The organism is Streptomyces sp. NPDC059875 (assembly GCF_042731085.1).
Taxonomy (GTDB): domain Bacteria; phylum Actinomycetota; class Actinomycetes; order Streptomycetales; family Streptomycetaceae; genus Streptomyces.
Genome location: NZ_JBHWJZ010000045.1, coordinates 1 through 22975, shown reverse-complemented (window position 1 = coordinate 22975; position 22975 = coordinate 1). Strand labels below are relative to the sequence as shown.

Here is a 22975-nt window from a genome sequence, read left to right as displayed (position 1 = left end):
CTGCCAGCGTCGGCGTACGGCTACCGGGGCGGCGTCGCCCGGTGGTGGTCAGTGGGCTTACCCCCGCGGTTGCGCCGCCCCACGCGCGCGTACCCCAGGAGTTGCGCCCCCGCGCCCGTGACCCCTAGGGGACGCTCCATGGATCAGGCGCGCCGGCGTCACCCCAGCCAGCCGGGCGTGATCATCCCCGACTCGTACGCAAGGATCACCAGCTGCGCCCGGTCCCGGACGTCGAGCTTGGTCATGATCCGGCTGACATGCGTCTTCGCGGTCGCCGGCGACAGGACGAGCCGCTGCGCGATCTCGTCGTTGGAGAGCCCCGCGCCCACCAGACCCATCACCTCGCGCTCCCGCTCCGTGAGGGCGTTCAGGCGCGGGCTGGGATCCGGCTGCTTCGAGCGTCCGGCGAACTCCGCGATCAGCCGGCGGGTGACCGCCGGGGCGATCAGCGCGTCGCCGCGGGCCACCACCCGTACCCCGTGCAGCAGCTCCATGGGCTCGGTGTCCTTCACAAGGAAGCCGCTCGCCCCGGCGCGCAGCGCCCCGTAGACGTAGTCGTCGACGTCGAAGGTGGTCAGGATGATCACCTTGACCTCCTCGATGCGGGCGTCGGCGGTGATCCGCCGGGTGGCCTCCAGGCCGTCCACGCCCGGCATCCGGATGTCCATCAGGACCACGTCCGGACGCAGTTCGCGGGCGAGCGCGACCGCCTGCTCGCCGTCCGCGGCCTCCCCGACCACCTCGATGTCGTCCTCGTCGGCCAGGATCGAGCGGAAGCCCGCCCGGACCAGGGTCTGGTCGTCGGCCAGTACGACGCGGATCATCGAGGGTCCCCCTTGGACGTGGTGGTGGATGCCGGAGTCTCGATCGGCAGCCGGGCGTCGACCCGGAAGCCCCCGGCGGTGCTGTGCACGGTCAGGTCGCCGCCGAACGCCCGGGCGCGCTCGGCCATGCCCCGGATGCCGCTCCCCAGCGGCTGCTCCTCCGGAGCGCCCTCGCCGTCGTCCTCGATCCGCAGGCGCAGCTCGTCCGCGTGCCAGTCGAGAGCGATCGTGGCGGTACGGGCCCCGGAATGCCGGGTGACATTGGTCAGCGACTCCTGCACGATCCGGTACGCGGCGAGATCGACCGGCGGCGCCAGCGGTACGGGCGTCCCCGTCTGCTCCGTACGGACGTCGAGGCCGGTGCTCCTGGCCCGCTCCACCAGTGCGCCGAGCAGGGCGAGTCCGGAGGTCGGGGCGGTCGGCGCGGCCTCGTCGGCCTGGCGCAGCACCCCGAGCGTGGCGCGCAGTTCGCGCAGCGCGTCCTTGCTGGTGGCCTTCACGGCCTCCAGCGCCTCCTCCGCGGCGGCCAGCGCGACGTCGGGCGCCGGCTTCTTGCCGAGCCGGTGCAGCACCGCGCCGGACTGGACGTTGATCAGCGAGATGCTGTGGCCGAGCACGTCGTGCAGCTCCCGGGCGATCCGCAGCCGCTCCTCGGTGGCGCTCTGCCGGGCGCGCGCCTCCTGCTCCCGCTCGGCCGCCAGCGCCCGTTGCTCCACCTCGTGCAGATAGGCGAGCCGGGTCCGCTGGGCGCGGCCCACGGCGACCAGGCTGATCAGCCAGCCGGCCAGCATCGCGAGCGAGGTGTCGTCGATCTGGCGGTGGCCGGGTGCCTGTCGGATCTCGCCGAGGCCGACGGCGAGCAGTGTCACGGCGGCGAGCGCGACGGCGGCGGCGAAGCGGCCCTCCGCGGCCGTGGTGTAGAGCGCGAGCGCGAAGGCGATCATCAAGGGCCCGTCCTGCGCGGACACGGGGTAGTAGACGACGCAGGCGAGGAGGGTGACGACCGCGACCGTGACGGGCGCCCGCCGCCGGAAGCACAGCGCACCGCACCCGACCACGATCAGCGCCCAGCCGATGACGGTACGGCCCACGGGCTCGCTCGCGTACCGCGCCGACACCAGCGTCCAGACGGCCACGACGAGCGTGACGACCAGCGCCACGACGACATCGGCGGCCCGCGGGGACATGCGGCCGCGCCGGACGCGGAAGGGGAGGGCCATGTCAGGAAGGATAGGCGGGCGCGGCAGGTCGGGGGCGGCGCCGCGGATCTCCGCTCCGGTGGCGGGCGGACCGCCGAGGGGCGGGTCTCGCCGACCCGCGTGGTGCGCTTGACACCAAAATCGAACATCCATTCTTATGGGATTCCGGCCCTTGGAATCGCGGGGTTGTGGGCGAGTTATCCACAGGTCGGAGGGACGTCGGGGCCCATTGTCAGTGGCAGGGGTTAGCGTCTTTCACATGAAGCGATCGACTCAAGCAAACCGGGTGGAACCCATGGCAGGTACCGACCGCGAGAAGGCACTCGACGCCGCGCTCGCTCAGATTGAACGGCAATTCGGCAAGGGTGCCGTGATGCGCATGGGCGACCGCACCCAGGAGCCGATCGAGGTGATCTCCACCGGCTCGACCGCCCTCGACATCGCCCTCGGTGTCGGCGGCCTGCCGCGCGGCCGTGTCGTGGAGATCTACGGACCGGAGTCCTCCGGTAAGACGACCCTGACCCTGCACGCCGTGGCCAACGCCCAGAAGGCCGGCGGCCAGGTCGCGTTCGTGGACGCCGAGCACGCCCTCGACCCCGAGTACGCCAAGAAGCTCGGCGTCGACATCGACAACCTCATCCTGTCCCAGCCGGACAACGGTGAGCAGGCCCTCGAGATCGTCGACATGCTGGTCCGCTCCGGCGCCCTCGACCTGATCGTCATCGACTCCGTCGCCGCGCTCGTCCCGCGCGCGGAGATCGAGGGCGAGATGGGCGACTCGCACGTGGGTCTGCAGGCCCGCCTGATGAGTCAGGCCCTCCGGAAGATCACCAGCGCGCTCAACCAGTCCAAGACCACCGCGATCTTCATCAACCAGCTCCGCGAGAAGATCGGCGTCATGTTCGGCTCGCCGGAGACCACGACCGGTGGCCGCGCCCTGAAGTTCTACGCCTCGGTGCGCCTCGACATCCGCCGCATCGAGACCCTCAAGGACGGCACGGAGGCGGTCGGCAACCGCACCCGCGTCAAGGTCGTCAAGAACAAGGTCGCGCCGCCGTTCAAGCAGGCCGAGTTCGACATCCTCTACGGCCAGGGCATCAGCCGCGAGGGCGGTCTGATCGACATGGGCGTGGAGCACGGCTTCGTCCGCAAGGCCGGCGCCTGGTACACGTACGAGGGCGACCAGCTCGGCCAGGGCAAGGAGAACGCCCGCAACTTCCTGAAGGACAACCCCGACCTCGCCGACGAGATCGAGAAGAAGATCAAGGAGAAGCTCGGCGTCGGGGTCAAGCCGGTGGCCGCGTCGGCCGAGGCCGGCACGGACGCCGCCGCGGGTGGCGCGGAGCCGGCGGCGACCGACGAGGCGGCCAAGACCGTCCCGGCGGCCAAGGCCACCAAGGCGACCAAGGCCCCGGCGGCCAAGAGCTGACCCGATGACCGGTCGCACCGAATGGCCGGGCGACAGCCCCGACTCGTCGAGGGCCGAGAAGGAGCTGTCGCCCCAGGATCCGGCTGAGCGGGCGCGGGCGATCTGCCTGCGCCTGCTCACCGGGACCCCCCGCACGCGCAAGCAGCTCGCCGACGCCCTGCGCAAGCGCGAGATCCCCGACGAGGTCGCGGAGGAAGTCCTCTCCCGCTTCGAGGACGTGGGGCTGATCGACGACGCCGCCTTCGCGGACGCCTGGGTGGAGTCCCGGCACCACGGGCGCGGACTCGCCCGCCGGGCCCTCGCCCGGGAGCTGCGGACCAAGGGCGTCGACCCCTCGCTGATCCAGGAGGCGGTGGGGCAGCTGGACTCCGAGCAGGAGGAGATCACCGCGCGCGAGCTCGTCGACCGCAAGCTCCGCGCCACCCGCGGTCTCGACCGGGACCGCAGGCTGCGGCGGCTCGCGGGGATGCTCGCCCGCAAGGGATACCCGGAGGGCATGGCCCTGCGGGTCGTCCGACAGGCCCTGGAAGAAGAGGGTGAGGACACGGAGGGGCTGGACGAGCCCTTCTAGGCAAGGCCCAGCCGTGACCCTCCCGCCCCCACCGAGGAAGGGGGCGGGGGCCGTCGGCCGTACGCAGTGGGGCTACCCCAGGGCCGCCGGTGGCAGGACCGGCAGACCCGCCGCCTTCCACGCCTGGAAGCCGCCGATCACATCGGTCGCGCGGTGCAGCCCCAGCTGCCGTAGCGACGCCGCCGCCAGCGAGGACGCGTACCCCTCGTTGCAGAACACGATCACCCGCAGATCGTGGCTGTCCGCCTGCGGCGCGCGATGGCTGCCCAGCGGGTCCAGCCGCCACTCCAGCTCGTTGCGCTCCACGATCAGCGCGCCGGGGATCAGTCCGTCCCGCTCGCGCAGCGCCGCGTATCGGGTGTCGACAAGCAGCGCGTCACCCGCCTCGTACGCCTCGTGGGCCGCATGGGCCTCGATGCGGTCCAGGTCGGACCGGACACGCTCCAACAGCTCGTCGATTCCCACGCGTTCGGCCTCGCTGTGCTGGTTCCGCTCGCTCACTGCCAGTCCTCCGGACGCTCGACCTGCTCAAGACGGAGCACCGCGCCCGAGCGGCTGAATCGCCGGATCAGCGGGAGCGGCGGAAAGTACGCGTGCACCGAGACGGCATGCGCGTCACGGGACTCGTTGAGCACCTCGTGCACATGGTGCTGCCCGAACGCACGCCCCTTGCCCGCCGGCAGCCGCCGTTCCCGATCGACCCCGTCGGACAGTTCCAGGGTCTTCCAGCCGCTGGACGGGAGCCGTACCGCCAGCGAGTTCTCCGTCAGGGTGCCGCGCGCGGTGGTGAACGCGCCGTGCGACTCGGCGTGGTCGTGCCAGCCGGTGCCGGTACCGGGCGGCCAGCCGATGAGCCATGCCTCGCTGCCGCCGGGGCCGTCGAGCCGTACCCACGTACGCCCCTCGGGGTCGAGCGGCAGGGAGTCGATCAGTGCGGTGTCGGCGGCGGTGCGGCGGACGAAGTCCAGAAGGTCGGCGGCGCTCGGCGCGGAGGAGCCGGGCGCGCGGGACGAGACGGGGGAGCCGGACGAGACAGGGGAGGGCGAGGGCGCGGAGACATGGTGGGGCACGGAAGACCGTCCTGAGGTTCGCGGAAGAAGCGCGCGACGAATGCGCCGACGTCAGCGGCAGCGGGCGCGCGAAGGGAGAGGCGAATTCAGCAGGACGGGCGACACACGCAGCCCGCGTAGCGGACGAGGTCCATATGGACCCTCCGCCACAGGCGCACATCGGTGTCGGTCACGCTCCGGAGTACACCATGTGCGCCTGCGAGGGTCAATTGATGTCCGCCGTGCGGTCGCTCGTCTCGGACACGGACTTGGACGCGGCATTGGACACCGACTTGGCCACTGGCTTGGACACCGATGGGGAAACGGACTTGGACGGTGACGTGGACCCGGATGCGGGCAGGGGCTCGGAGGTGCTCTTGGGCGCGGCCTCCGCCGTGACCCTGGGCGCCGGCTCGGAGGCCGTACCGCCCCGCGTCGCGTCCGCCGCCGCGTACAGCTCCGCCGGCCGGACCCCCGGGAAGGAGGCGACCAGATGACCGTCCGGCCGTACCAGCAGGACGGTGTGGGCCGCGGCTCCCGGATAAGCCTCCGTCACCAGCAGCTCCGCCTTCACCGGAAGGGCCCCCACCGCCTCCACGAGTCGGGGCATCACCCCCGCGCTCATCCAGTGCCGCCGGTCCCACACACCCGTCCCGGGCGCCACCAGGACCACCAGGAGCCGCCCCCGCCCGAGTCGGTCCCGGAGCCGTACGGTCGTGCCGTCCGGGGCGGTCACCCGGACGTCCTCGACCGGTGCGCCCTCGCCCGTACCCACCGCCACCTGGGACGCCCCGGCGTCCTGGGGTGCGAGAGGGGAGTGCGGGTACGCGGGGGGCGCGCCCAGCGGGCCGCGCCCCAGATGACCGTCCGTCAGCAGGCTGTCGTGGCCGCGCGTGCCGCCCGAGAGGTACGTCCGCAGCCCCCCGCCGCCGCGCAGCACGGGCAGCGACTGGTCGGCGGCCCTGAGCCGCGAGGCCACGGCAGCACGCCGCTCGCTCTGGTAGCTGTCGAGCAGCGTGTCCGAGGCCCCGTGGTGCCAAGCGTACGCGAGCTTCCAGGCCAGGTTGTCGGCGTCCCGCAGCCCCTCGTCGAGGCCCTGGGTGCCGACCGCGCCGAGTAGATGCGCGGCGTCTCCCGCGAGGAAGACCCGGTCGACCCGCCAGCGTCGTGCGAGCCGGTGGTGCAGGGTGTGGACCCCGGTGTCGATCAACTCGTACGGAGGCGTCTCCCCGCCGCACCAGCCGGCCAGGGTGTCGCGGATCCGGGTGACGAGCGCGTCCGGGGTGACGAGATCGCCCCGCGGCGGCAGCAGCCAGTCGATACGCCACACACCGTCCGGCAGCGGGCGGGCCGTGACCTCCTCGCCGCCACCCCGCCACGGCGGCTGACGGTGCAACAGGGCCTCGCCGGGCCAGGGAAGTTCGGTGCGCAGCGCGGCGACCGCGTGTCGCTCCACCGCCGTCCGGCCGGGGAAGCGGATGGAGAGCAGCTTGCGCACCGTGGACCGGGCGCCGTCGCAACCGACCAGATGGCTGCCGCGCCACCAGGTCCCGCCGGAGCCGGGGCCCGGACCGCGGGTGTGCGCCACGACGCCGTCGGTGTCCTGCTCGATCCCGTCGAGCCGGGCGTCGGTGACGAGCTGGACGAGCTCCTGCCCCGCGATCGCGTCGCGCAGACCGCGCGCGAGTGCGTGCTGGGGGATGTGCAGGGGAGCCGCCGGGCCCTCGCCGTCACTCTCCGTACCGCCGAGACCGAGACTCAGCTCGATGTGCCTCATCTGTTGCTTGCGACGCAGTGAGCGCCAGCCGACCCAGCGGACCCCCTCGTCACGGAGCGTGGTGCAGCCGAGCCGCTCCACCATCGCGGCCATGTCGGCACGCAGCACGACGGTGCGGGCGGGGCGCGGTTCCTCCTTGCCGGGGCCTTCGTCGAGGACGACGCTGGGCACGCCCTGCGAGGCCAGGGCAAGGGAGAGCGCGAGGCCCACGGGCCCCGCGCCGACGATGATCACCGGGTCCACGGCGCGGCTCCTGAAGGCCGTTCGGTCATGCGGGTAGCACAGCGAAGTGTGGCGCGAGCCCGGTGCGTGATCACAGAACGTATGCAACCCACTGCGGGTGCTTGCGTCAAGTGACGGGGGCAGCGGCGCGGCCGCCACTGCCCCCGGATGATGTCACATACTGTCAGTTCTTCGAGATGCCAGGCCCGTCGGGCCCGTCGATCCCACCGCTGACCGTGTTGCCGAATGCCTGCCCGGCGTCGGCACCGAGCACGACCTCCTTGGCCGCGGTGTCGGAGGCCAGGATCCCCGTCTTCGCCCGACGGCCCCGCTTCTCGATCCACGTGGCGAGCGCGGAGAGCGCCAGACACATCGCGATGTAGATGATGCCGATGACCACGATGGTGGACACGTACGGGTACTGGCCGTTGACCTGCGTGTTGGAGGCGATCAGGCGGGCCGTCTGGAGCAGCTCGGGGTAGAGGATCACGAAGCCGAGCGAGGTGTCCTTCAGGGTGACCACCAGCTGGCTGATGATCGTCGGCAGCATGGCGCGGACGGCCTGCGGCATCAGGACGGTCGTCATGACCTGGGTCTTGCTCATGCCCAGCGCGTACGCGGCCTCGCGCTGCCCCTTCGGCACGGCATTGACACCGGCGCGCAGGACCTCGGCCTGCACACAGCCGTTGTAGACCGACAGGCCGAGCGCCAGCGCCCACATCGAGTAGTCGGTCAGGAAACCGACCCACACGGCGTAGATCGTGATCAGCAGTGGGATGGAGCGGAAGACCTCGATGAAACCGGTGGCCAGCAGGCGGACCGGCTTGTGGTCGGAGAGCCGGCCGACGGCGAGGAGCACACCGAGGACGATCGAGCCGACCGCCGCGAGGCCGAACGCCTTCAGGGTGGCGAGGACGGCGTCGGCGATGTTCTGCCGGATGCCCGCGTAGTTGAAGATGTCCCACATCGCGGGGTCCAGGTGACCCTTTTCGCTCAGCCGGACGATGCTCACGGCGATGAGCGCGATGATGGCGAGGGTGCCCAGGACGGCGTAGATCCGGTTGCGGACGCGTGCCTTGGGGCCCGGGGTGTCGTAGAGAACGCTGGCACTCATCGGGCGACCTCCATGCGGCGCTCAAGGAGACGGAAGATCCCGCTGATCGTGAAGGTGACGACGAGGTAGGCGGCGGCGACCCACACGAAGATCGGGATGATGTCGTAGCCCTGCTCGCTCATCAGCGTCTGCCAGCCGAAGAGTTCGGTGACGCTGAAGGCGCCCGCGATGGCCGAGTTCTTGGTGAGTGCGATGAAGATCGAGCTCAGCGGCGGCAGCACGGTCCGGGTGGCCTGCGGCAGCACGATCATCCGCAGGGTCTGGGAGAACGTCATGCCGAGCGAGCGGGCGGCCTCCGCCTGGCCGAGTGGCACCGTGCTGATGCCGGACCGGACGGCCTCGCAGATGAACGCGGACGTGTAGAAGCCGAGCGCGAGCGAGCCGAGCACGAAGGGGCTCATACCCGGGAACAGGATCTCCGGGATCACGAAGAACGAGACCAGGAAGAGCAGCGTCAGCGGGGTGTTGCGCAGCAGCGTGACCCAGAGGGTGCCGAAGAAGCGCAGGGGCGGCACGGGCGAGACCCGGAAGCCGGCGACGACGATGCCGAGGACCAGCGCGATGACCGAGCTGACGGCGGTGATCGACACGGTTCCTATGAAGCCGTCGCGGAACTCCGGGAAATGATCGAGCAGTACGTTCATGAGGTCTCCGCGTCGGCGGTCAGCGGCCTACGGACAAGGCAGACGGGCAAGGCAGGGGGGCACGCGCGCAGGGGGAGGGGCGCCCCGTACGTGCCGTACGGGGCGCTCGCTCCAAGCGGGCGATCAGTAGCGGTTGACCGCCGGCGGCTCGACGTACGCGGAGCCGGAGAGACCCAGAGTCGCCTCGTAGATCTTCTTGTACGTGCCGTCCTTGGTGTACTTCTCAAGGATGTCGTTGATCTTGTTGCGCAGGACGGTGTCGTCCTTCGGGACGCCGACACCGTAGGGCTCCTCGGTGAACGGCTTGCCGACGACCTTGAGCTTGCCGGCGTTGGCGGCGGCGTAACCCTTGAGGATCGAGTCGTCGGTGGTGACGGCGTCGACCTGCTTGGTCAGCAGCTGCTGCACGCAGTCCGAGTACTTGGCGAGCTCGGTGGTCTCGGCGCCGTACTGGGGCTTCTTGATCTCCTGCAGCGGGGTGGAGCCCGTGATGGAGCAGACCTTCTTGCCCTTGAGGGTCTCCGGACCGGTGATCGCGGTCTCGTCCTTGCGGACCAGGAGGTCGGCGCCGGCCTTGTAGTACGGGCCCGCGAAGCCGACCTGCGCCTTGCGCTTGTCGTTGATCGTGTACGTACCGACGTAGTAGTCGACCGAACCCTTGGAGATCGCCGTCTCGCGGGACTTGGAGTCGACCGTCTTCCACTCGATCTTGTCCTCGGTGAAGCCGAGCTCCGCCGCGATCATCTTGGCGATCTCGACGTCGAAGCCGGACCGCTCCTTGGTGGCCTGGTCCTCGAAGCCCAGGTACGGCTGGTCGGCCTTGGAGCCGATGACCAGCTTGCCGCGCTTCTGCGCCTCCTTGAAGGTCGGCGACTCCAGCTTCACATCAGTGGCGACGATGTACTTGGGGAGCTGGGGGGCGCTCGAGTCGCCGGGCTTCACGGCGGGCTTGTCGCCGGCCGAGCCCTCCTTGCCACCGCAGGCGGTCGCGGTGAGTGCGAGCACGGCGACGGCCACGGCCGCGGACTTGCGGAGCTTCATGGTGAACATCCCTTGGTTCGTGGGTTGTTGGTCGGCAGGGTGAATCATGCGGGCTGACCGTCGTCAGTGGTGCAGGATTTTCGAAAGGAAGTCCTTGGCCCGGTCGCTGCGCGGGTTGCTGAAGAACTCGTCCGGCGTGGCCTGTTCGACGATCCTGCCGTCCGCCATGAACACGACGCGGTTGGCGGCGGAGCGCGCGAAACCCATCTCGTGGGTGACGACGACCATCGTCATTCCGTCGCGCGCCAGCTGCTGCATGACCTCGAGGACCTCGTTGATCATCTCGGGGTCGAGCGCCGACGTCGGCTCGTCGAACAGCATGACCTTCGGATCCATCGCCAACGCCCGTGCGATCGCGACGCGTTGCTGCTGACCGCCGGAGAGCTGCGCCGGGTACTTGTCCGCCTGGGTGCCGACACCCACCCGGTCGAGCAGCGCGCGGGCCTTGGTCTCGGCGGCCTTCTTCTCGGTCTTGCGGACCTTGACCTGTCCCAGCATCACGTTCTCGAGCACGGTCTTGTGCGCGAAAAGGTTGAAGGACTGGAAGACCATGCCGACGTCGGCGCGCAGCCGGGCCAGCTCCTTGCCCTCCTGGGGCAGCGGGCGGTTGTCGATGGTGATGGCGCCGGAGTCGATCGTCTCCAGGCGGTTGATCGTGCGGCACAGCGTGGACTTACCGGACCCGGAGGGTCCGATGACGACCACGACCTCGCCACGGGCGATGGTCAGGTCGATGTCCTGGAGCACATGCAGCGCGCCGAAGTGCTTGTTCACGTTGGACAGCACGACCAGGTCGCCCGCCGCCGCTACGGCGTCTTCCGAGCCCTTGGTCACTGACACTCCGCTCATCGGCTTTTGCTCCGTCCTCCTCGGTTGGGGAGGACACTAGGCACGGGGTGCGACGACCGTCATTACATCTGAGCGGAAATTGAGGATAACGATACGGTCGCAGTCGGACACACTGTGTGAAGGGGACTCCCGATGGCGTACCGGGTGCATAACAGAAACCCCGGCTGAACAGGGGGACACTTGACTGTGACGCCGACGATCGGCGTTCATGCCCTGGTAGACAGTTAGCCATCAGCGGACCAGCGTCGACGACAGCCGTCGACGGATGGCCGTCGACCGACCGCCGCTGACAGCCACCACGCGATCACGAAGCCACCGGAGGGGGGCCATGAGACTTCTGCTCGTCGAGGACGACGATCATGTAGCCGCGGCCCTGTCCGCCGTACTGGCGAAGCACGGGTTCACGGTCACGCACGCCCGCAACGGCGAGGAGGCGCTGCAGGCGGTCCTGCCGGCCGCGCACGGAGAGCGCCCCTCGTTCGGAGTGATCCTGCTCGACCTCGGCCTGCCCGACCAGGACGGGTACCAGGTCTGCGGCCGGATCCGTAAGCTCACCACCACCCCCGTGATCATGGTGACCGCGCGGGCCGACGTACGCTCCCGCATACATGGCCTCAATCTCGGGGCCGACGACTACGTGGTCAAGCCGTACGACACCGGGGAACTGCTCGCCCGGATCCACGCCGTCAGCCGACGCACGGCAGGCGGCGAGGAGACCGGCGCGGCCGGCGACGACGCCGCCCTGCGGCTCGGGTCCGTCGTCATCGAGCTGCCCACCCGCCGGGTCAGCGTCGACGGTACGCCCGTCCAGCTCACCCGCAAGGAGTTCGACCTGCTGGCCCTGCTCGCCCAGCGCCCCGGCGTGGTCTTCCGGCGCGAGCAGATCATCAGCGAGGTCTGGCGCACCAGTTGGGAGGGGACCGGCCGCACGCTCGAGGTGCACGTCGCCTCGCTGCGCTCCAAGCTGGCGATGCCCGCCCTGATCGAGACCGTGCGCGGCGTCGGCTACCGCCTGGTCGCCCCGGCCGCGTAGCCGCCCGGGCCCCACGTGCGCACTCGCCTCCTCCCGCTCCTCCTCGTCCTGATGGCCGGGGTGCTGCTCGCCCTCGGCTTCCCGCTCGCCGCCAGCCTGGCCGCGGCCGAGCAGCAGCGCGTGGTCGTCGACCGGCTCGACGACGCGGCGCGGTTCGCCGCGCTCGCCCAGTTCGTCAGCGAGTCGGAGCCCGCGGTCGACGAACGCCGCACCACACTCCGCGGCGAACTCGCCAGCTACCACGACGTGTACGGCATCCGGACGGGCATCTTCTACCGCGACAACCTGGCCATGGCCGCCGCACCCGAGGACTGGGTGGTCCCCTACGAGGGCGAGGGCCGCCGCGCCTTTCAGGAGGCCCTGCTCGGCCGGCGCAGCCACGACCCGCCCCAGGTCTGGCCCTGGCAGCCCGACGCCCGCCTCGTCATCGCCTCGCCCGTCGTACGGGACGGTGATGTCGTCGCCGTCGTCGTCACCGACTCGCCCACCGGGCAGCTGCGTTCGCGCATCCTGCACGGCTGGCTGATCATCGCCGTGGGCGAGTCGGCGGCGATGCTGCTCGCCGTCGGCGCCGCCTTCCGGCTCACCGGCTGGGTGCTGCGACCCGTGCGCGTGCTGGACGCCGTCACCCACGACATCGCCACCGGCCGGATGAAGTCCCGGGTGGCCGCGGCCGGCGGACCGCCCGAACTGCGCCGTCTGGCCCACTCGTTCAACGAGATGGCCGACAACGTCGAGGACGTGCTGGAACAGCAGCGCGCGTTCGTCGCCGACGCCTCGCACCAGTTGCGCAACCCGCTCTCCGCGCTGCTGCTGCGCATCGAGCTGCTCGCCCTCGAACTCCCCGAGGGGAACGAGGAGATCGCCTCCGTCCGGACGGAGGGCAAGCGGCTCGCGCAGGTCCTCGACGACCTGCTCGACCTGGCGCTCGCCGAACACGCCTCCGCGGATCTGCGGCTCACCGACATCGGCGCGCTGGCGGCCGAGCGGGTGGCCGCGTGGCGCCCGCTCGCCGAGGAGAAGGGCGTGCGGCTGAGCGGAGAGCGGCGGGCGGTGACGGCGTGGGCGGACCCGGTGGCGCTCTCCAGCGCGCTGGACGCGGTGATCGACAACGCCCTGAAGTTCACGCCGGCGGACGAGGAGGTGACGGTCGCGGTGGCGTCCGAGGGCGACACCTGCACGATCGTGGTGGCGGACCACGGGCCGGGGCTGACGAGCGAGGAGCTGGACCGGGTCGGCGACCGCTTCTGGCGCAGCAACCGCCACCAGAACATCAAGGGCTCGGGCCTGGGCCTGTCGATCTCCCGGGTGCTGCTGTCGGCGGGCGGCGGCTCGATCACGTACGCGCCGAACGAGCCGCACGGGCTGAGGGTGACGGTCACGGTGCCGAGGACGGGGCCGCAGGGGCGGTGAGGGCGGGGCGGGTGGCCGCGGAGGCCCCGGAGGCCGTCTTGCGGCCCGTTCCTCGGTCCTACGGCTCTACAGCACTACGGCTCTACAAGCACTGCGGCACTGCGGCACACGGCTCTACGGCTTCACGGAGCGGTAGTAGCGCCGCGCGCCCTCGTGCAGGGACAGGGGTTCCGTGTAGATGGCGGTCCGCAGGTCCACCAGCTGCGCCGGGTGCACCTGGCTGCCGATGCGGTCCCGGCTTCTGATCACGGTGCCGGTGAAACCCTCCACCAGTGACGGATCCGTCGCCTCGTTCGTCACCAGGAGGTTCGCCACGGCGAGCGTCTCCACCGGCTGTCCGTCCTGTGCGCGGGTGTAGGCGTCCGCCGGGATGTCGGCGGAGCGGTAGTGGCGGGTCGACTCGCCGACGCCGTGGAGGTTGTCGATCAGTGTCGCCTCCAGCGGGACGAGCCGTACCGGAAGACGGTCGGAGAGCGCTTGGACGGCTTGGGTGGGCAGACCGCCCGACCAGAAGAAGGCGTCCAGCTGCTCGCGCTCCAGCATGTCCGGCATCGTGTCGATGCCGGCCGACACCGGCTCGAGGTCGACGTCGGGGGTGAGCCCGCCTGCCGCGAGGACCCGGTCCGCGATGAGCCGGACCCCGGAGCCCTGCTGTCCGACGCCGACCCGCAGCCCGCGCAGGTCGGCCACCGACCGCACGGGCGAGTCCTTGCGGACGACGAGCTGGACGTAGTCGTCGTAGAGGCGGGCGCAGCCGCGCAGCCGCTCGAACCCCGGCTTGCGGTCCCGCTGGTACTGGGCCACGGCATCGGCGGTCGCGACGGTGAAGTCCGCCTCGCCGGAGGCCAGCCGCGCGAGGTTCTGCTGGGAGCCCTCGCTGTTCCGGAGCGTTATCGAGACGTCCGGGAGATCACGGGCGAGGGCCTGCTGCAGCAGCTCGCCGTATCGCTGGTAGACGCCGGTGGGGACACCGGTACTGAACGTGACCCGACCACTCGGAGCCGGCGTACCGAAAGGAACAAGCCACCACACGAGCAGCCCGCACACCACCAGAAGCGCCGCCGACACCTGGAAGAGGCGACGACGGGCGGCACGGGAGAGCGAGGCGAGCATGGCGCGATCCTGCCAGCTCCCGCCCCACCCTGACCAGGCCACCCGCCCGACCCGCCCTGCCGGCCGGGGGCGGCTGCGCGCCGAGTGGCCCACCTTGCCACGCGCGCGTGGCCCTGGCCGGGACGGCGGAGGGCTCCCGCGCCGACCGGGCGGAGGGCCACCCTGGCCTGGGCGACGGGCTGCCCAGCGCCGACCGGGCGGACGCCATCGTCCTCGGCCTGGGGCTCGCCCGCAGGCCGCTCACGGCGTCAGCTGGGCCGCGCAGGGCCATCGACCCGCTCCGGGGCCTTTGAGCCCTCGGCCCGGCCCAGAACGTCAGGCGCCGGGTGCCTCGGCTTGCGGGGCTGCCGGTGCGTGGGGTGTCGGGAGGGTGTCGTGCAGGAGGTCCAGGAGGGTCTGGGCGGCGGGGCTGGAGGGGCCGTCGGTGCGCCAGGCCAGGGCGATCCGGCCACGCGCGCGTGGCTCGGCGAGCGAGCGGAGCCGTAGCCCGGACGACTCCGCCGTCTCCACCGGAAGCGACGGAACGATCGCCACGCCCAGCCCGCGCGCGGCAAGCTGCACCAGCAGATGGGGCGCGGCCGCCTCGAAGGCGATGTGCGGGGTGAAGCCAGCCGCCGCGCAGAGCCGGTCGAGGACCCCTCGTACCCCCGTGCCGCGCGGCAGACAGATCAGCCGGCGGCCGCGCAACGCGGAGAGCGGCAGTTCGCCCTCCCCGGAGGCCAAGGCGTCGCCCGGGGCCATGGCCGCGACCAGCGGCTCGTCGACCACCAGCCGCAGCGCGAGCCCCGGCAGCGGCCCCGTCTCCGCGAGTCCGACCATCGCGATGTCGAGCTCACCCTCCCGCAGGGTGCCCAGCATCCGCTCGGACGTGTCCTCGGTGAGCGCGATCTCCACCTCGGGATGCGAGGCGTGGAACCCGGCCAGCAGGCCCGCCATGTCGAACTCGTGCGTGGCAGCACCCGACACGATGCCGATCGCCACCCGCCCGCGCAGCAACCCGGTGAACTCGTCGACCGTCTCCCGTACCGCGTCGACGGCGCCCAGCGCCGCCCGCGCGTACGGCAGCACCGCGGCTCCCACCTCCGTCGGCGTCACAGCGCGCCCCGACCTGTCGAGCAGCCGCTGCCCCAGCTCCCGCTCCAACTGCCCGATCTGCGCGCTCACCCCCGGCTGCGCGACATGGAGCCGAGCCGCGGCCCGGGTGAAATTGGCCTCCTCGACCACCGTCACGAAGTACCGCAACTGACGAAGTTCCATAAGCGACGATTCTAGGGGCGAGATCATTCATGTCTTGGACTTATGGTCTGCCCGCGACCAGGCTGAGGACATGGGAATCGCCATGGGAATCAGAGACGACATCGCCTCCGAACGCCGCGAGCTGGCGGCTCTTCTGGACACGCTGTCGGACGCACAGTGGGACGCGCCCAGCCTCTGCGCGGGCTGGCGGGTACGCGAGGTGGCCGCCCACCTGACCATGGCCATGCGCCACTCCGTACCGCGGATCGCGGCCGAGCTCGTCAGGTCCCGGTGCAGTCTCGACCGCATGACCGACCGCCTCGCCCGGCGCGACACCTCCGCCATGAGCGGCCCGGAGCTGGCGGCCTCCCTGCGCGACAACGCGGATCACCCCTGGAAGCCGCCGGTCGGCGGTCACGCGATGGCGCTCGCCCACGACGTGATCCACGGCCTCGACATCACCGTCGCCCTCGGCCTGGACCGACGTGTACCGGAGGACCGCCTGCGCACCGTCCTCGCCCGGGTGAGCCCACGCGGTGCCCGGTTCTTCGGCGCCGACCTCGATGGGATCGCCCTCCGCGCCGACGACATCGACTGGTCCTTCGGCAGTGGTACGGCAGAGGCGACGGTGACGGGTACCGCGCAGGACCTCCTGCTCCTCGCCTTCGGTCGCCGACTGCCCCGCGGTCGCCTGCGCGGCGCGCAGGCGGACCGCTTCGTCAGCGGGTGAACGGGTTCCCCCCGAGCCGCCGAGGGCCCTCGCGTCACATCTCGGCCACCTGGCTCCGCAACCACCCGAGCAGGCTCGCGATCCGGCCGTCCTGCTCGGGCGGCCGCGGGCTGAGCAGGTGATAGCCCGTGCCGTCCTCGATCAGGCCGAACGGCGCCACCAACTGTCCGCGCATCAGGTCGTCGTGGACGAGCGCGTACGGACCGATGGCGACGCCGACACCGGCGACGGCCGCCTGCAGCGCCAGGTAGAAGTGCTCGAAGGTCTGCTCCGCCGCGGCATCGACCCGTAGGCGCGTGAGGCGCTGCCAGTCGTCCCAGGCCCGAGGCCGGGTGCTGGTGTGCAGAATCGTCACGTCCACGACGCCACCCCTGCCCATCACCCGCTCCGCCATGTCCGGGCTGCAGACCGGGCCGATCCGTTCCAGGAAGAGCGGAGAACGGCTCACGTCCTCCGGTACGGGAAAGTCGTCGCGGCGCAGCGCGACGTCGACGGTGTCCCGATCGAATGACACGGGCCCGCCGCCCGCCGACAGGTGCACGGTGAGACCGGGCACCCGGACCGCGAGGTCCGGCAGGCGGGGGATGAGCCAGCGCATCAGCAGGGTCGGCTCGCACGACAGCGCGAGCGGGCCGCCGCGTTCCCGGCGGGAGACCTCCCGGGCGGCCGTGTCGAGTTGATCGAGCGCGTCGCGCACGGCGGCCGCCAGGCGGTGCGCCTGAGGGGTGGGTCGCAGTGACCGGGTCCCGCGCTCGAAGAGCGTGATGCCCAGGGATTTCTCCAGGTTCTGGATCTGGCGGCTGATCGCGCCGTGGGTGACGTGGAGTTCCTGGGCGGCCCGGGTCATGCTCGCGTGCCGCACGGTCGCCTCGAAGGGCAGCAGCGAATTCAGAGGAGGAAGGTCGGGCCGGCGCATGTGTGAAATCTACTCACACGTGAGGTGAGAAGGAATCGCTTGTCCAGCGGCTTTCCGGGCGCCAGTGTTGATGTCGTCACCGGCCGGCGATCCGAGGAGGACGACGTATGAGGGTGGGACCCCAGGCCGATCCCGTTTCGAGCATCGCGGTCCTCGCGGACGACCTCACCAGCGCCGGCGACGGCGCGGCGCCGTTCCGCAGGGCCGGACACCGGGCGAAGGTCTTGCTGTCCGACGCCCCTGCCGCGTTCGAGGCGGTCTCGCCGTCCCTCGACGGAGTCGTCGCGGTCGATCTCGGCAGCCGCCTGCTCGACGAGCCGGCAGCCGTGATCCGGACCGCGCGCGCCGCTCGTGCGTTCGCGGGCGTCGAACTGCTGGTCAAGACCGTGGACTCCACCCTGCGGGGACATGTGGCGGCCGAGATCCGCGCGGCCAGGACCGGGTCGGGGCGGCAGGCCGTCGTCGTCGCACCCGCGTTCCCGGCCGAGGGCAGGACCACGGTCCGCGGGGTCCAGTACGTCCAGGGCGTTCCCGTCGACGAGACGGAGTTCGCCCGTGATCCGGTCCACCCCGTTCGCTCCTCGGACCTCGGGCATGTGCTGCCGGAGGCGGACCACCTGGAACCGGATCACTTCGGAAAACTGCCTGAACTGATCGAAGAGGGAGGCGTGTTCGTCTGCTCGGCGGTCACGGACGCCGACCTCGACCACCTCGTCTCCTCGGTGCCCCGCGCGGGCGACGTGCTCTGGGTCGGCTCCCCGGGGCTCGCCGCGGCCCTCGCCCGACACCACTCCCGCACACCGGCTGCGGAACTCCCCGGACTTTCCGGTGCCCGACGCCCGTTGGTGGTCGTCGGCAGCGCGAACGCGGCCACCCGGCGTCAGTTGGGCCGGCTGCGTACGAGGGAGGACGTGGCCGCCGTCGCCACCGTCGACGACCCGGTCGCGGCCGCCGACGCGCTGCGCCGATCACCGGCCTCGGTTCTCGTCGTCCACACCCCCGACGAGCGCCGCGCGTCCTCGGACTCGCTCACCCGTGATCTGGCCGTGGCGGTACGGGAGCTGGTGGCGACCGACCTGGTCGACGGGCTCGTGCTCACCGGCGGGGAGACCGCCGTGGCGGTTCTCGAAACTCTTCGGACGGAGGGCATCGACCTGTTCGACGAGCCCGAGCCCGGCATCGCGCGTGGCGTGCTGCTCAGCCCGCCCAGGATCCCCGTCCTGATCAAGGCCGGCGGCTTCGGCGACGAGGGAACCCTCGACCGGCTGTGCCGTCTCCTCGTGGACGGGCCGGTCTCATGACGCCACACAGCGCCACTCCGCCCCCCGCCACTCCGCCCCCCGCCACGCCGCCCCCCGCCACGCCACCCACCGCCACGTCACCCGCCACCAAGCGACCCATCGCCGTCACCATGGGCGACCCGAACGGCATCGGGCCCGAGATCACCGTCAAGGCGTATGCCGACCCACGCCGCCGCTCTCCCGTCGTCGTGATCGGCGACCCGGACACTCTTGCCCGGGCCTGCCGCATCACGGACACCCGCCTCACCGTGCGGCCGGTCGATTCCGTCGCGGAGGCGGCCCACACCCCCGGAACCATGGACGTCCTGGCCGAGGGCGCGCTGCCGGCAGACCTGTCGCCGGGCACGGTGGACGCCCGCGCCGGTGCGGCGTCCTTCCAGTACGTACGCCGTGGCATCGAGCTCGCCCTCGGTGGCGAGATCCGGGCCCTCACCACCGCACCGATCAACAAGGAGGCACTGAGACTGGCCGGGCTGTCCTACCCGGGTCACACCGAGATCCTCGCCGAGCTCTCGGGCACGAGCGACTACGCCATGATGATGGCCAACGACGAGCTACGGGTCGTCCTGGTCACCGTCCACCAGTCGCTGCGTACGGCGCTCGACGCGCTCACCACCGCCCGCGAGCTGGAGATCATCCGGCTCACTCACCGCACGCTCCGGACCGGCGGGCGGGCGGGCCCCCGCCCCCGTATCGCCGTCGCCGCCCTCAACCCGCACGCGGGGGAGAACGGGCTCTTCGGACGCGAAGACCTCGACATCATCGAACCGGCCGTCCGGGCCGCCCGGCGGGAAGGCATCGACGCCAGCGGTCCCTGGCCCGCCGACACGGTCTTCATGCGCGCCCGCGCCGGCGAGTTCGACGCCGTCGTCGCGCAGTACCACGACCAAGGGCTCATACCCGTCAAGTACATGGGCCTGGAGCACGGGGTCAACATCACCATCGGCCTGCCCTTCGTGCGGACCAGTGTCGACCACGGCACGGCCTTCGACCTCGCGGGCCGGGGCACCGCCGACCACACGAGCCTCCTCACCGCCCTCCACCACGCAGACGAGCTCTCGGGCGCGGGCGCCGGAGCCCCGGCGGAGGGCCCGTCGGGCACCGACGCCATTGCCCTGCCCGATTCCTCGGCCGGTCAGTCGATCGTCTGCCGACCGACACCTGACCGGCATCCCGCACACACAGGCCCCGCCCCGACCCGGAGGACCCCGCCGTGGACTTCATCTTCATGCTCACCCGTGACGACCGGACCGTCACCGACTGCCTCGACGTCCTCGACACCGTCCGGGACCTCGGGACCAGTGGGACCGGCGGCATCGGCCACATCGGCTTCAAGGACGTCGGCGTCGAGCCCGGCACGCTCGCCCGCCTTCACCAGCAGATCAAGGACATGGGAGCGACCAGCTACCTCGAGGTGGTCAGCACCACGCGCGAGCAAGCCCTCGCCTCGGTGAAGTCCGCGATCGACCTGGGCGTCGACCGGCTCATGGGCGGCACCTGGGTCGAGGAGACCATGGCCCTGCTCGACGGCACCGGCATCGAGTACCTCCCCTTCGCGGGCGAACCGCTCGGCCATCCCACCCGCCTGGCCGGCGATCCGGCCCGCATCGCCGAGGACTGCCGCCGGGCCGAGGCAGCCGGCTGCGCGGGCGTGGACCTCCTCGCCCACCGCGCCACCGACGCCGACCCGATCGCGCTGGTCCGCGCCGCCCGGGCCGCGACCACCGGCCGCCTGGTGGTGGCCGGCGGCATCACCAGCGCAGCCCAGATACGGGCGCTCGCGGACGCCGGGGCCGACGCCTTCACCATCGGCTCCGCCGCCTTCGGCGGCACGCTCCGGCCGGACGCGGGAACGCTCGGCGCCCAGCTCGCCGCCGCCGTCGAGGCCACCATGGCGGCCGCCCGCTGAAGCGGAGCGGCCGCCTGGCACCGGCCTCGCAGCGGCTCGGGGCGGCTCGGGGCGGGGCAATGCCCGGCACCGCATACCCTTGTTCCATGACCAGCAGCGACCGGAGCCAGACAGTGGACGTCCAGCGAACCTACGAAGTGCGCACCTACGGGTGCCAGATGAACGTCCACGACTCCGAGCGGCTCTCCGGTCTGCTGGAGGACGCCGGCTACGTCCGCGCCCCCGAGGGCTCCGACGGTGACGCCGACGTCGTCGTCTTCAACACCTGCGCCGTCCGCGAGAACGCCGACAACAAGCTGTACGGCAACCTCGGCCGCCTCGCCCCCAGGAAGACCACGCGTCCTGGCATGCAGATCGCCGTCGGCGGCTGTCTCGCCCAGAAGGACCGCGAGACCATCGTCGAGAAGGCCCCCTGGGTCGACGTCGTCTTCGGCACGCACAACATCGGCAAGCTGCCGGTCCTCCTGGAGCGCGCCCGCGTCCAGGAGGAGGCCCAGATCGAGATCGCCGAGTCGCTGGAGGCCTTCCCCTCCACGCTGCCGACCCGCCGCGAGTCGGCGTACGCCGCCTGGGTCTCGATCTCCGTCGGCTGCAACAACACCTGTACGTTCTGCATCGTCCCCGCGCTGCGCGGCAAGGAGGAGGACCGCCGGCCCGGCGACATCCTCGCCGAGATCGAGGCCCTGGTCTCCGAAGGGGTCTCGGAGATCACCCTGCTCGGGCAGAACGTCAACGCGTACGGCTCCGACCTGGGCGACCGCGAGGCCTTCTCCAAGCTGCTGCGCGCCTGCGGCGAGATCGAGGGCCTGGAGCGGGTCCGGTTCACCTCGCCGCACCCCCGCGACTTCACGGACGACGTCATCGCGGCGATGGCCGAGACGCCGAACGTGATGCCGCAGCTCCACATGCCGCTGCAGTCCGGCTCGGACACGGTCCTGAGGGCGATGCGCCGCTCGTACCGGCAGGAGCGTTTCCTCGGCATCATCGAGAAGGTGCGCGCGGCCATCCCGCACGCCGCCATCTCCACCGACATCATCGTGGGCTTCCCCGGCGAGACCGAGGAGGACTTCGAGCAGACGATGCACACGGTCCGTGAGGCACGCTTCGCCAACGCCTTCACCTTCCAGTACTCCAAGCGACCCGGGACCCCTGCGGCCGAGATGGACGGGCAGATCCCCAAGGAGGTCGTGCAGGCGCGTTACGAGCGTCTCGTCGCCCTCCAGGAGGAGATCTCCTGGGAGGAGAACAAGAAGCAGGTGGGCCGGACGCTGGAGGTCATGGTCGCCGAGGGCGAGGGCCGCAAGGACGGCAGCACGCACCGCCTCTCCGGCCGCGCCCCCGACAACCGGCTCGTCCACTTCACCAAGCCGGCGGACGAGGTCCGCCCCGGCGACGTGGTGACCGTCGAGATCACCTACGCGGCCCCGCACCACCTGCTCGCCGAGGGCCCGACGACGTCGGTACGCCGTACCCGCGCCGGTGACGCCTGGGAGAAGCGCACCGCCGCGGCCGCCGCAAAGCCGGCGGGCGTCCTGCTCGGGCTGCCCAAGATCGGTGTGCCGGAGCCGCTGCCAGCGGCCTCGGCCCCGGCCTGCGGCAGTCACTGACACCTGCGCCATCGGCGCGCCGCGGCGCACGACGCCACGGGACGCAACTGCGGCCACTGAGGTCACTGAGGTCACTGAGGTCACTGAGGTCACGAAAGCCGCGGAAGCCACGAAGGCCACGAAGGCCACGCCGGGGTGGCGTTCCGGGCTCCGTGGCCGGGGACCGGAAGGCGTCGCAGTAGGCTGCGGATCATGCTTGTCGCCGCAGCTGTGTGCCCCTGTCCTCCCCTGCTCGTGCCCGAGGTGGCGGCCGGGGCCGCCGGTGAGCTCGACGGAGCCCGCACGGCCTGTTCCGACGCCGTCGGGCTGCTCGCCGCCTCCCGGCCCGACCGTCTCTATGTCCTCGGCCCGGCGGACGAGAGCGGGCGCGGACCGTTCCCCGCCGGTTCGGCCGGCAGCTTCGCCGGCTTCGGTGTCGACCTCTCCGTACGGCTCGGCGAAGGGCCGGCCGGGGACCGGCCCCTGCCCGCCTCCCTGGCCGTCGCCGCCTGGCTCCTGGAGCGCACCGACTGGGCCGACGCGCCGGTCGAGGGGCTCGGCGTCGGAGAGCCGCTGGAGGTGTCGACGTGCGTCGCCACCGGCCGGGAGCTGGCCGCCTCGGCGGACCGTGTCGCGCTGCTCGTCATGGGGGACGGCAGCGCTTGCCGGACCCTGAAGGCCCCGGGCTACCTGGACGAGCGCGCCGCCGCGTTCGACGCGGAGGCCGCCCGCGCACTGGGCGCCGCGGACCTGGACGCCCTCCTCGCCCTGGACGCGAACCTCGCATACGAGCTGAAGGCGGCCGGTCGGGCCCCCTGGCAGGTCCTCGCGGGCGCCGCGGAGGGCGCGGGGCTCGACGGCAGGCTGCTGTACGAGGACGCGCCGTACGGCGTCGGCTACTTCGTCGCCGCCTGGTCGTAAGCCCTTCCCGGAACCTTCCCAGCCCCTTCCCGGCGCCTTTCCGGAGCGTTCCGGGCGCACGAACGGCGGACGGCCGCGGAGCAGAACGCTCCGCGGCC

24 protein-coding genes are annotated in these 22975 nt (G+C 71.6%); 11 read left to right on the top strand and 13 right to left on the bottom strand.

The features are described from left to right. Positions 1–158: 158 nt before the first annotated feature. Positions 159–824 carry a response regulator gene (locus ACFV9D_RS34720; RefSeq protein ID WP_385155519.1) on the bottom strand — a complete coding sequence of 222 codons (666 nt, stop codon included), beginning with the start codon at positions 822–824 and terminating at the stop codon, positions 159–161. Further along, positions 821–2044 (bottom strand): sensor histidine kinase, encoded by a 1224-nt coding sequence (locus ACFV9D_RS34715; RefSeq protein WP_385155516.1) that lies wholly within the window; start codon positions 2042–2044, stop codon positions 821–823. The genes ACFV9D_RS34720 and ACFV9D_RS34715 overlap by 4 nt, the downstream gene beginning before the upstream one ends. Positions 2045–2318: 274 nt before the next feature. Between ACFV9D_RS34715 and recA the strand changes: the two genes are divergently transcribed. Both recA and recX read left to right on the top strand, forming a co-directional pair. Beyond that, a complete protein-coding gene (gene recA / locus ACFV9D_RS34710) occupies positions 2319–3452 on the top strand; it encodes a recombinase RecA (protein ID WP_385155513.1) in 1134 nt (377 codons plus the stop codon). A gap of 4 nt (positions 3453–3456) precedes the next feature. Then, a complete protein-coding gene (recX, locus tag ACFV9D_RS34705) occupies positions 3457–4023 on the top strand; it encodes a recombination regulator RecX (RefSeq protein WP_385155510.1) in 567 nt (188 codons plus the stop codon). 72 nt (positions 4024–4095) lie between these two features. Here recX and ACFV9D_RS34700 read toward each other — a convergent pair whose 3' ends face one another. The 8 genes from ACFV9D_RS34700 to ACFV9D_RS34665 form a co-directional block, all read right to left on the bottom strand. Beyond that, on the bottom strand, positions 4096–4524 hold the full coding sequence (locus ACFV9D_RS34700) for a rhodanese-like domain-containing protein (protein ID WP_385155507.1): 429 nt from the start codon (positions 4522–4524) through the stop codon (positions 4096–4098). Continuing rightward, positions 4521–5093, bottom strand: a complete 573-nt coding sequence (locus tag ACFV9D_RS34695) for a cysteine dioxygenase (RefSeq protein WP_385155504.1) — start codon at positions 5091–5093, stop codon at positions 4521–4523. Before ACFV9D_RS34695 ends, ACFV9D_RS34700 begins: the two co-directional genes overlap by 4 nt. Before the next feature lie 86 nt (positions 5094–5179). Then, complete coding sequence (locus tag ACFV9D_RS34690; RefSeq protein ID WP_309544753.1) at positions 5180–5251, bottom strand: putative leader peptide; 72 nt, start codon at positions 5249–5251, stop codon at positions 5180–5182. A 47-nt stretch (positions 5252–5298) separates the two neighbouring features. Then, entirely contained in the window at positions 5299–7092 is a 1794-nt protein-coding gene (locus tag ACFV9D_RS34685) for an FAD-dependent monooxygenase (protein WP_385155501.1), read from the bottom strand. Positions 7093–7255: 163 nt separating this feature from the next. After that, positions 7256–8185 (bottom strand): amino acid ABC transporter permease, encoded by a 930-nt coding sequence (locus ACFV9D_RS34680; protein ID WP_385155498.1) that lies wholly within the window; start codon positions 8183–8185, stop codon positions 7256–7258. Beyond that, the gene (locus ACFV9D_RS34675) at positions 8182–8829 is read right to left on the bottom strand and encodes an amino acid ABC transporter permease (RefSeq protein ID WP_385155496.1); all 648 of its coding nucleotides are present in this window, start codon (positions 8827–8829) and stop codon (positions 8182–8184) included. The genes ACFV9D_RS34680 and ACFV9D_RS34675 overlap by 4 nt, the downstream gene beginning before the upstream one ends. 123 nt (positions 8830–8952) lie before the next feature. After that, positions 8953–9870 carry a glutamate ABC transporter substrate-binding protein gene (locus tag ACFV9D_RS34670; RefSeq protein ID WP_329115132.1) on the bottom strand — a complete coding sequence of 306 codons (918 nt, stop codon included), beginning with the start codon at positions 9868–9870 and terminating at the stop codon, positions 8953–8955. Positions 9871–9933: 63 nt separating this feature from the next. Further along, positions 9934–10719: an amino acid ABC transporter ATP-binding protein gene (locus ACFV9D_RS34665; RefSeq protein WP_385155492.1), complete on the bottom strand. Its 786-nt coding sequence runs from the start codon at positions 10717–10719 to the stop codon at positions 9934–9936. A 328-nt stretch (positions 10720–11047) separates the two neighbouring features. Here ACFV9D_RS34665 and ACFV9D_RS34660 point away from each other — a divergent pair, with 328 nt between their 5' ends. Next, the gene (locus ACFV9D_RS34660) at positions 11048–11752 is read left to right on the top strand and encodes a response regulator transcription factor (protein WP_385155489.1); all 705 of its coding nucleotides are present in this window, start codon (positions 11048–11050) and stop codon (positions 11750–11752) included. Positions 11753–11767: 15 nt separating this feature from the next. Then, complete coding sequence (locus ACFV9D_RS34655) at positions 11768–13165, top strand: ATP-binding protein (protein ID WP_385155486.1); 1398 nt, start codon at positions 11768–11770, stop codon at positions 13163–13165. A 114-nt stretch (positions 13166–13279) separates the two neighbouring features. Here ACFV9D_RS34655 and ACFV9D_RS34650 read toward each other — a convergent pair whose 3' ends face one another. Further along, positions 13280–14278 (bottom strand): TAXI family TRAP transporter solute-binding subunit, encoded by a 999-nt coding sequence (locus ACFV9D_RS34650; protein WP_385155483.1) that lies wholly within the window; start codon positions 14276–14278, stop codon positions 13280–13282. Positions 14279–14385: 107 nt separating this feature from the next. Between ACFV9D_RS34650 and ACFV9D_RS34645 the strand changes: the two genes are divergently transcribed. Next, positions 14386–14571, top strand: a complete 186-nt coding sequence (locus ACFV9D_RS34645; protein WP_385155480.1) for a hypothetical protein — start codon at positions 14386–14388, stop codon at positions 14569–14571. 22 nt (positions 14572–14593) lie between these two features. On the opposite strand, the gene ACFV9D_RS34640 is transcribed toward ACFV9D_RS34645, so the two are convergent. Next, positions 14594–15535, bottom strand: coding sequence for a LysR family transcriptional regulator (locus ACFV9D_RS34640; protein ID WP_385155477.1), 942 nt, complete (start codon positions 15533–15535; stop codon positions 14594–14596). An 82-nt stretch (positions 15536–15617) separates the two neighbouring features. On the opposite strand from ACFV9D_RS34640, the gene ACFV9D_RS34635 reads away from it, so the two are divergent. Beyond that, complete coding sequence (locus tag ACFV9D_RS34635; RefSeq protein ID WP_385155474.1) at positions 15618–16244, top strand: maleylpyruvate isomerase family mycothiol-dependent enzyme; 627 nt, start codon at positions 15618–15620, stop codon at positions 16242–16244. A gap of 34 nt (positions 16245–16278) precedes the next feature. Here ACFV9D_RS34635 and ACFV9D_RS34630 read toward each other — a convergent pair whose 3' ends face one another. Then, positions 16279–17160 carry a LysR substrate-binding domain-containing protein gene (locus tag ACFV9D_RS34630; RefSeq protein ID WP_385155471.1) on the bottom strand — a complete coding sequence of 294 codons (882 nt, stop codon included), beginning with the start codon at positions 17158–17160 and terminating at the stop codon, positions 16279–16281. Positions 17161–17267: 107 nt separating this feature from the next. Here ACFV9D_RS34630 and ACFV9D_RS34625 point away from each other — a divergent pair, with 107 nt between their 5' ends. From ACFV9D_RS34625 to ACFV9D_RS34605, 5 genes are all read left to right on the top strand, one after another. Further along, entirely contained in the window at positions 17268–18461 is a 1194-nt protein-coding gene (locus tag ACFV9D_RS34625; RefSeq protein WP_385155468.1) for a four-carbon acid sugar kinase family protein, read from the top strand. Further along, a complete protein-coding gene (gene pdxA, locus ACFV9D_RS34620; RefSeq protein ID WP_385155465.1) occupies positions 18458–19915 on the top strand; it encodes a 4-hydroxythreonine-4-phosphate dehydrogenase PdxA in 1458 nt (485 codons plus the stop codon). Before ACFV9D_RS34625 ends, pdxA begins: the two co-directional genes overlap by 4 nt. Next, positions 19852–20370: a HisA/HisF-related TIM barrel protein gene (locus tag ACFV9D_RS34615; protein ID WP_385155462.1), complete on the top strand. Its 519-nt coding sequence runs from the start codon at positions 19852–19854 to the stop codon at positions 20368–20370. Before pdxA ends, ACFV9D_RS34615 begins: the two co-directional genes overlap by 64 nt. Before the next feature lie 86 nt (positions 20371–20456). After that, complete coding sequence (miaB, locus tag ACFV9D_RS34610) at positions 20457–21977, top strand: tRNA (N6-isopentenyl adenosine(37)-C2)-methylthiotransferase MiaB (RefSeq protein WP_385155459.1); 1521 nt, start codon at positions 20457–20459, stop codon at positions 21975–21977. Positions 21978–22169: 192 nt separating this feature from the next. After that, entirely contained in the window at positions 22170–22877 is a 708-nt protein-coding gene (locus tag ACFV9D_RS34605) for a class III extradiol dioxygenase subunit B-like domain-containing protein (protein WP_385155456.1), read from the top strand. The last annotated feature ends 98 nt before the right edge of the window (positions 22878–22975 follow it).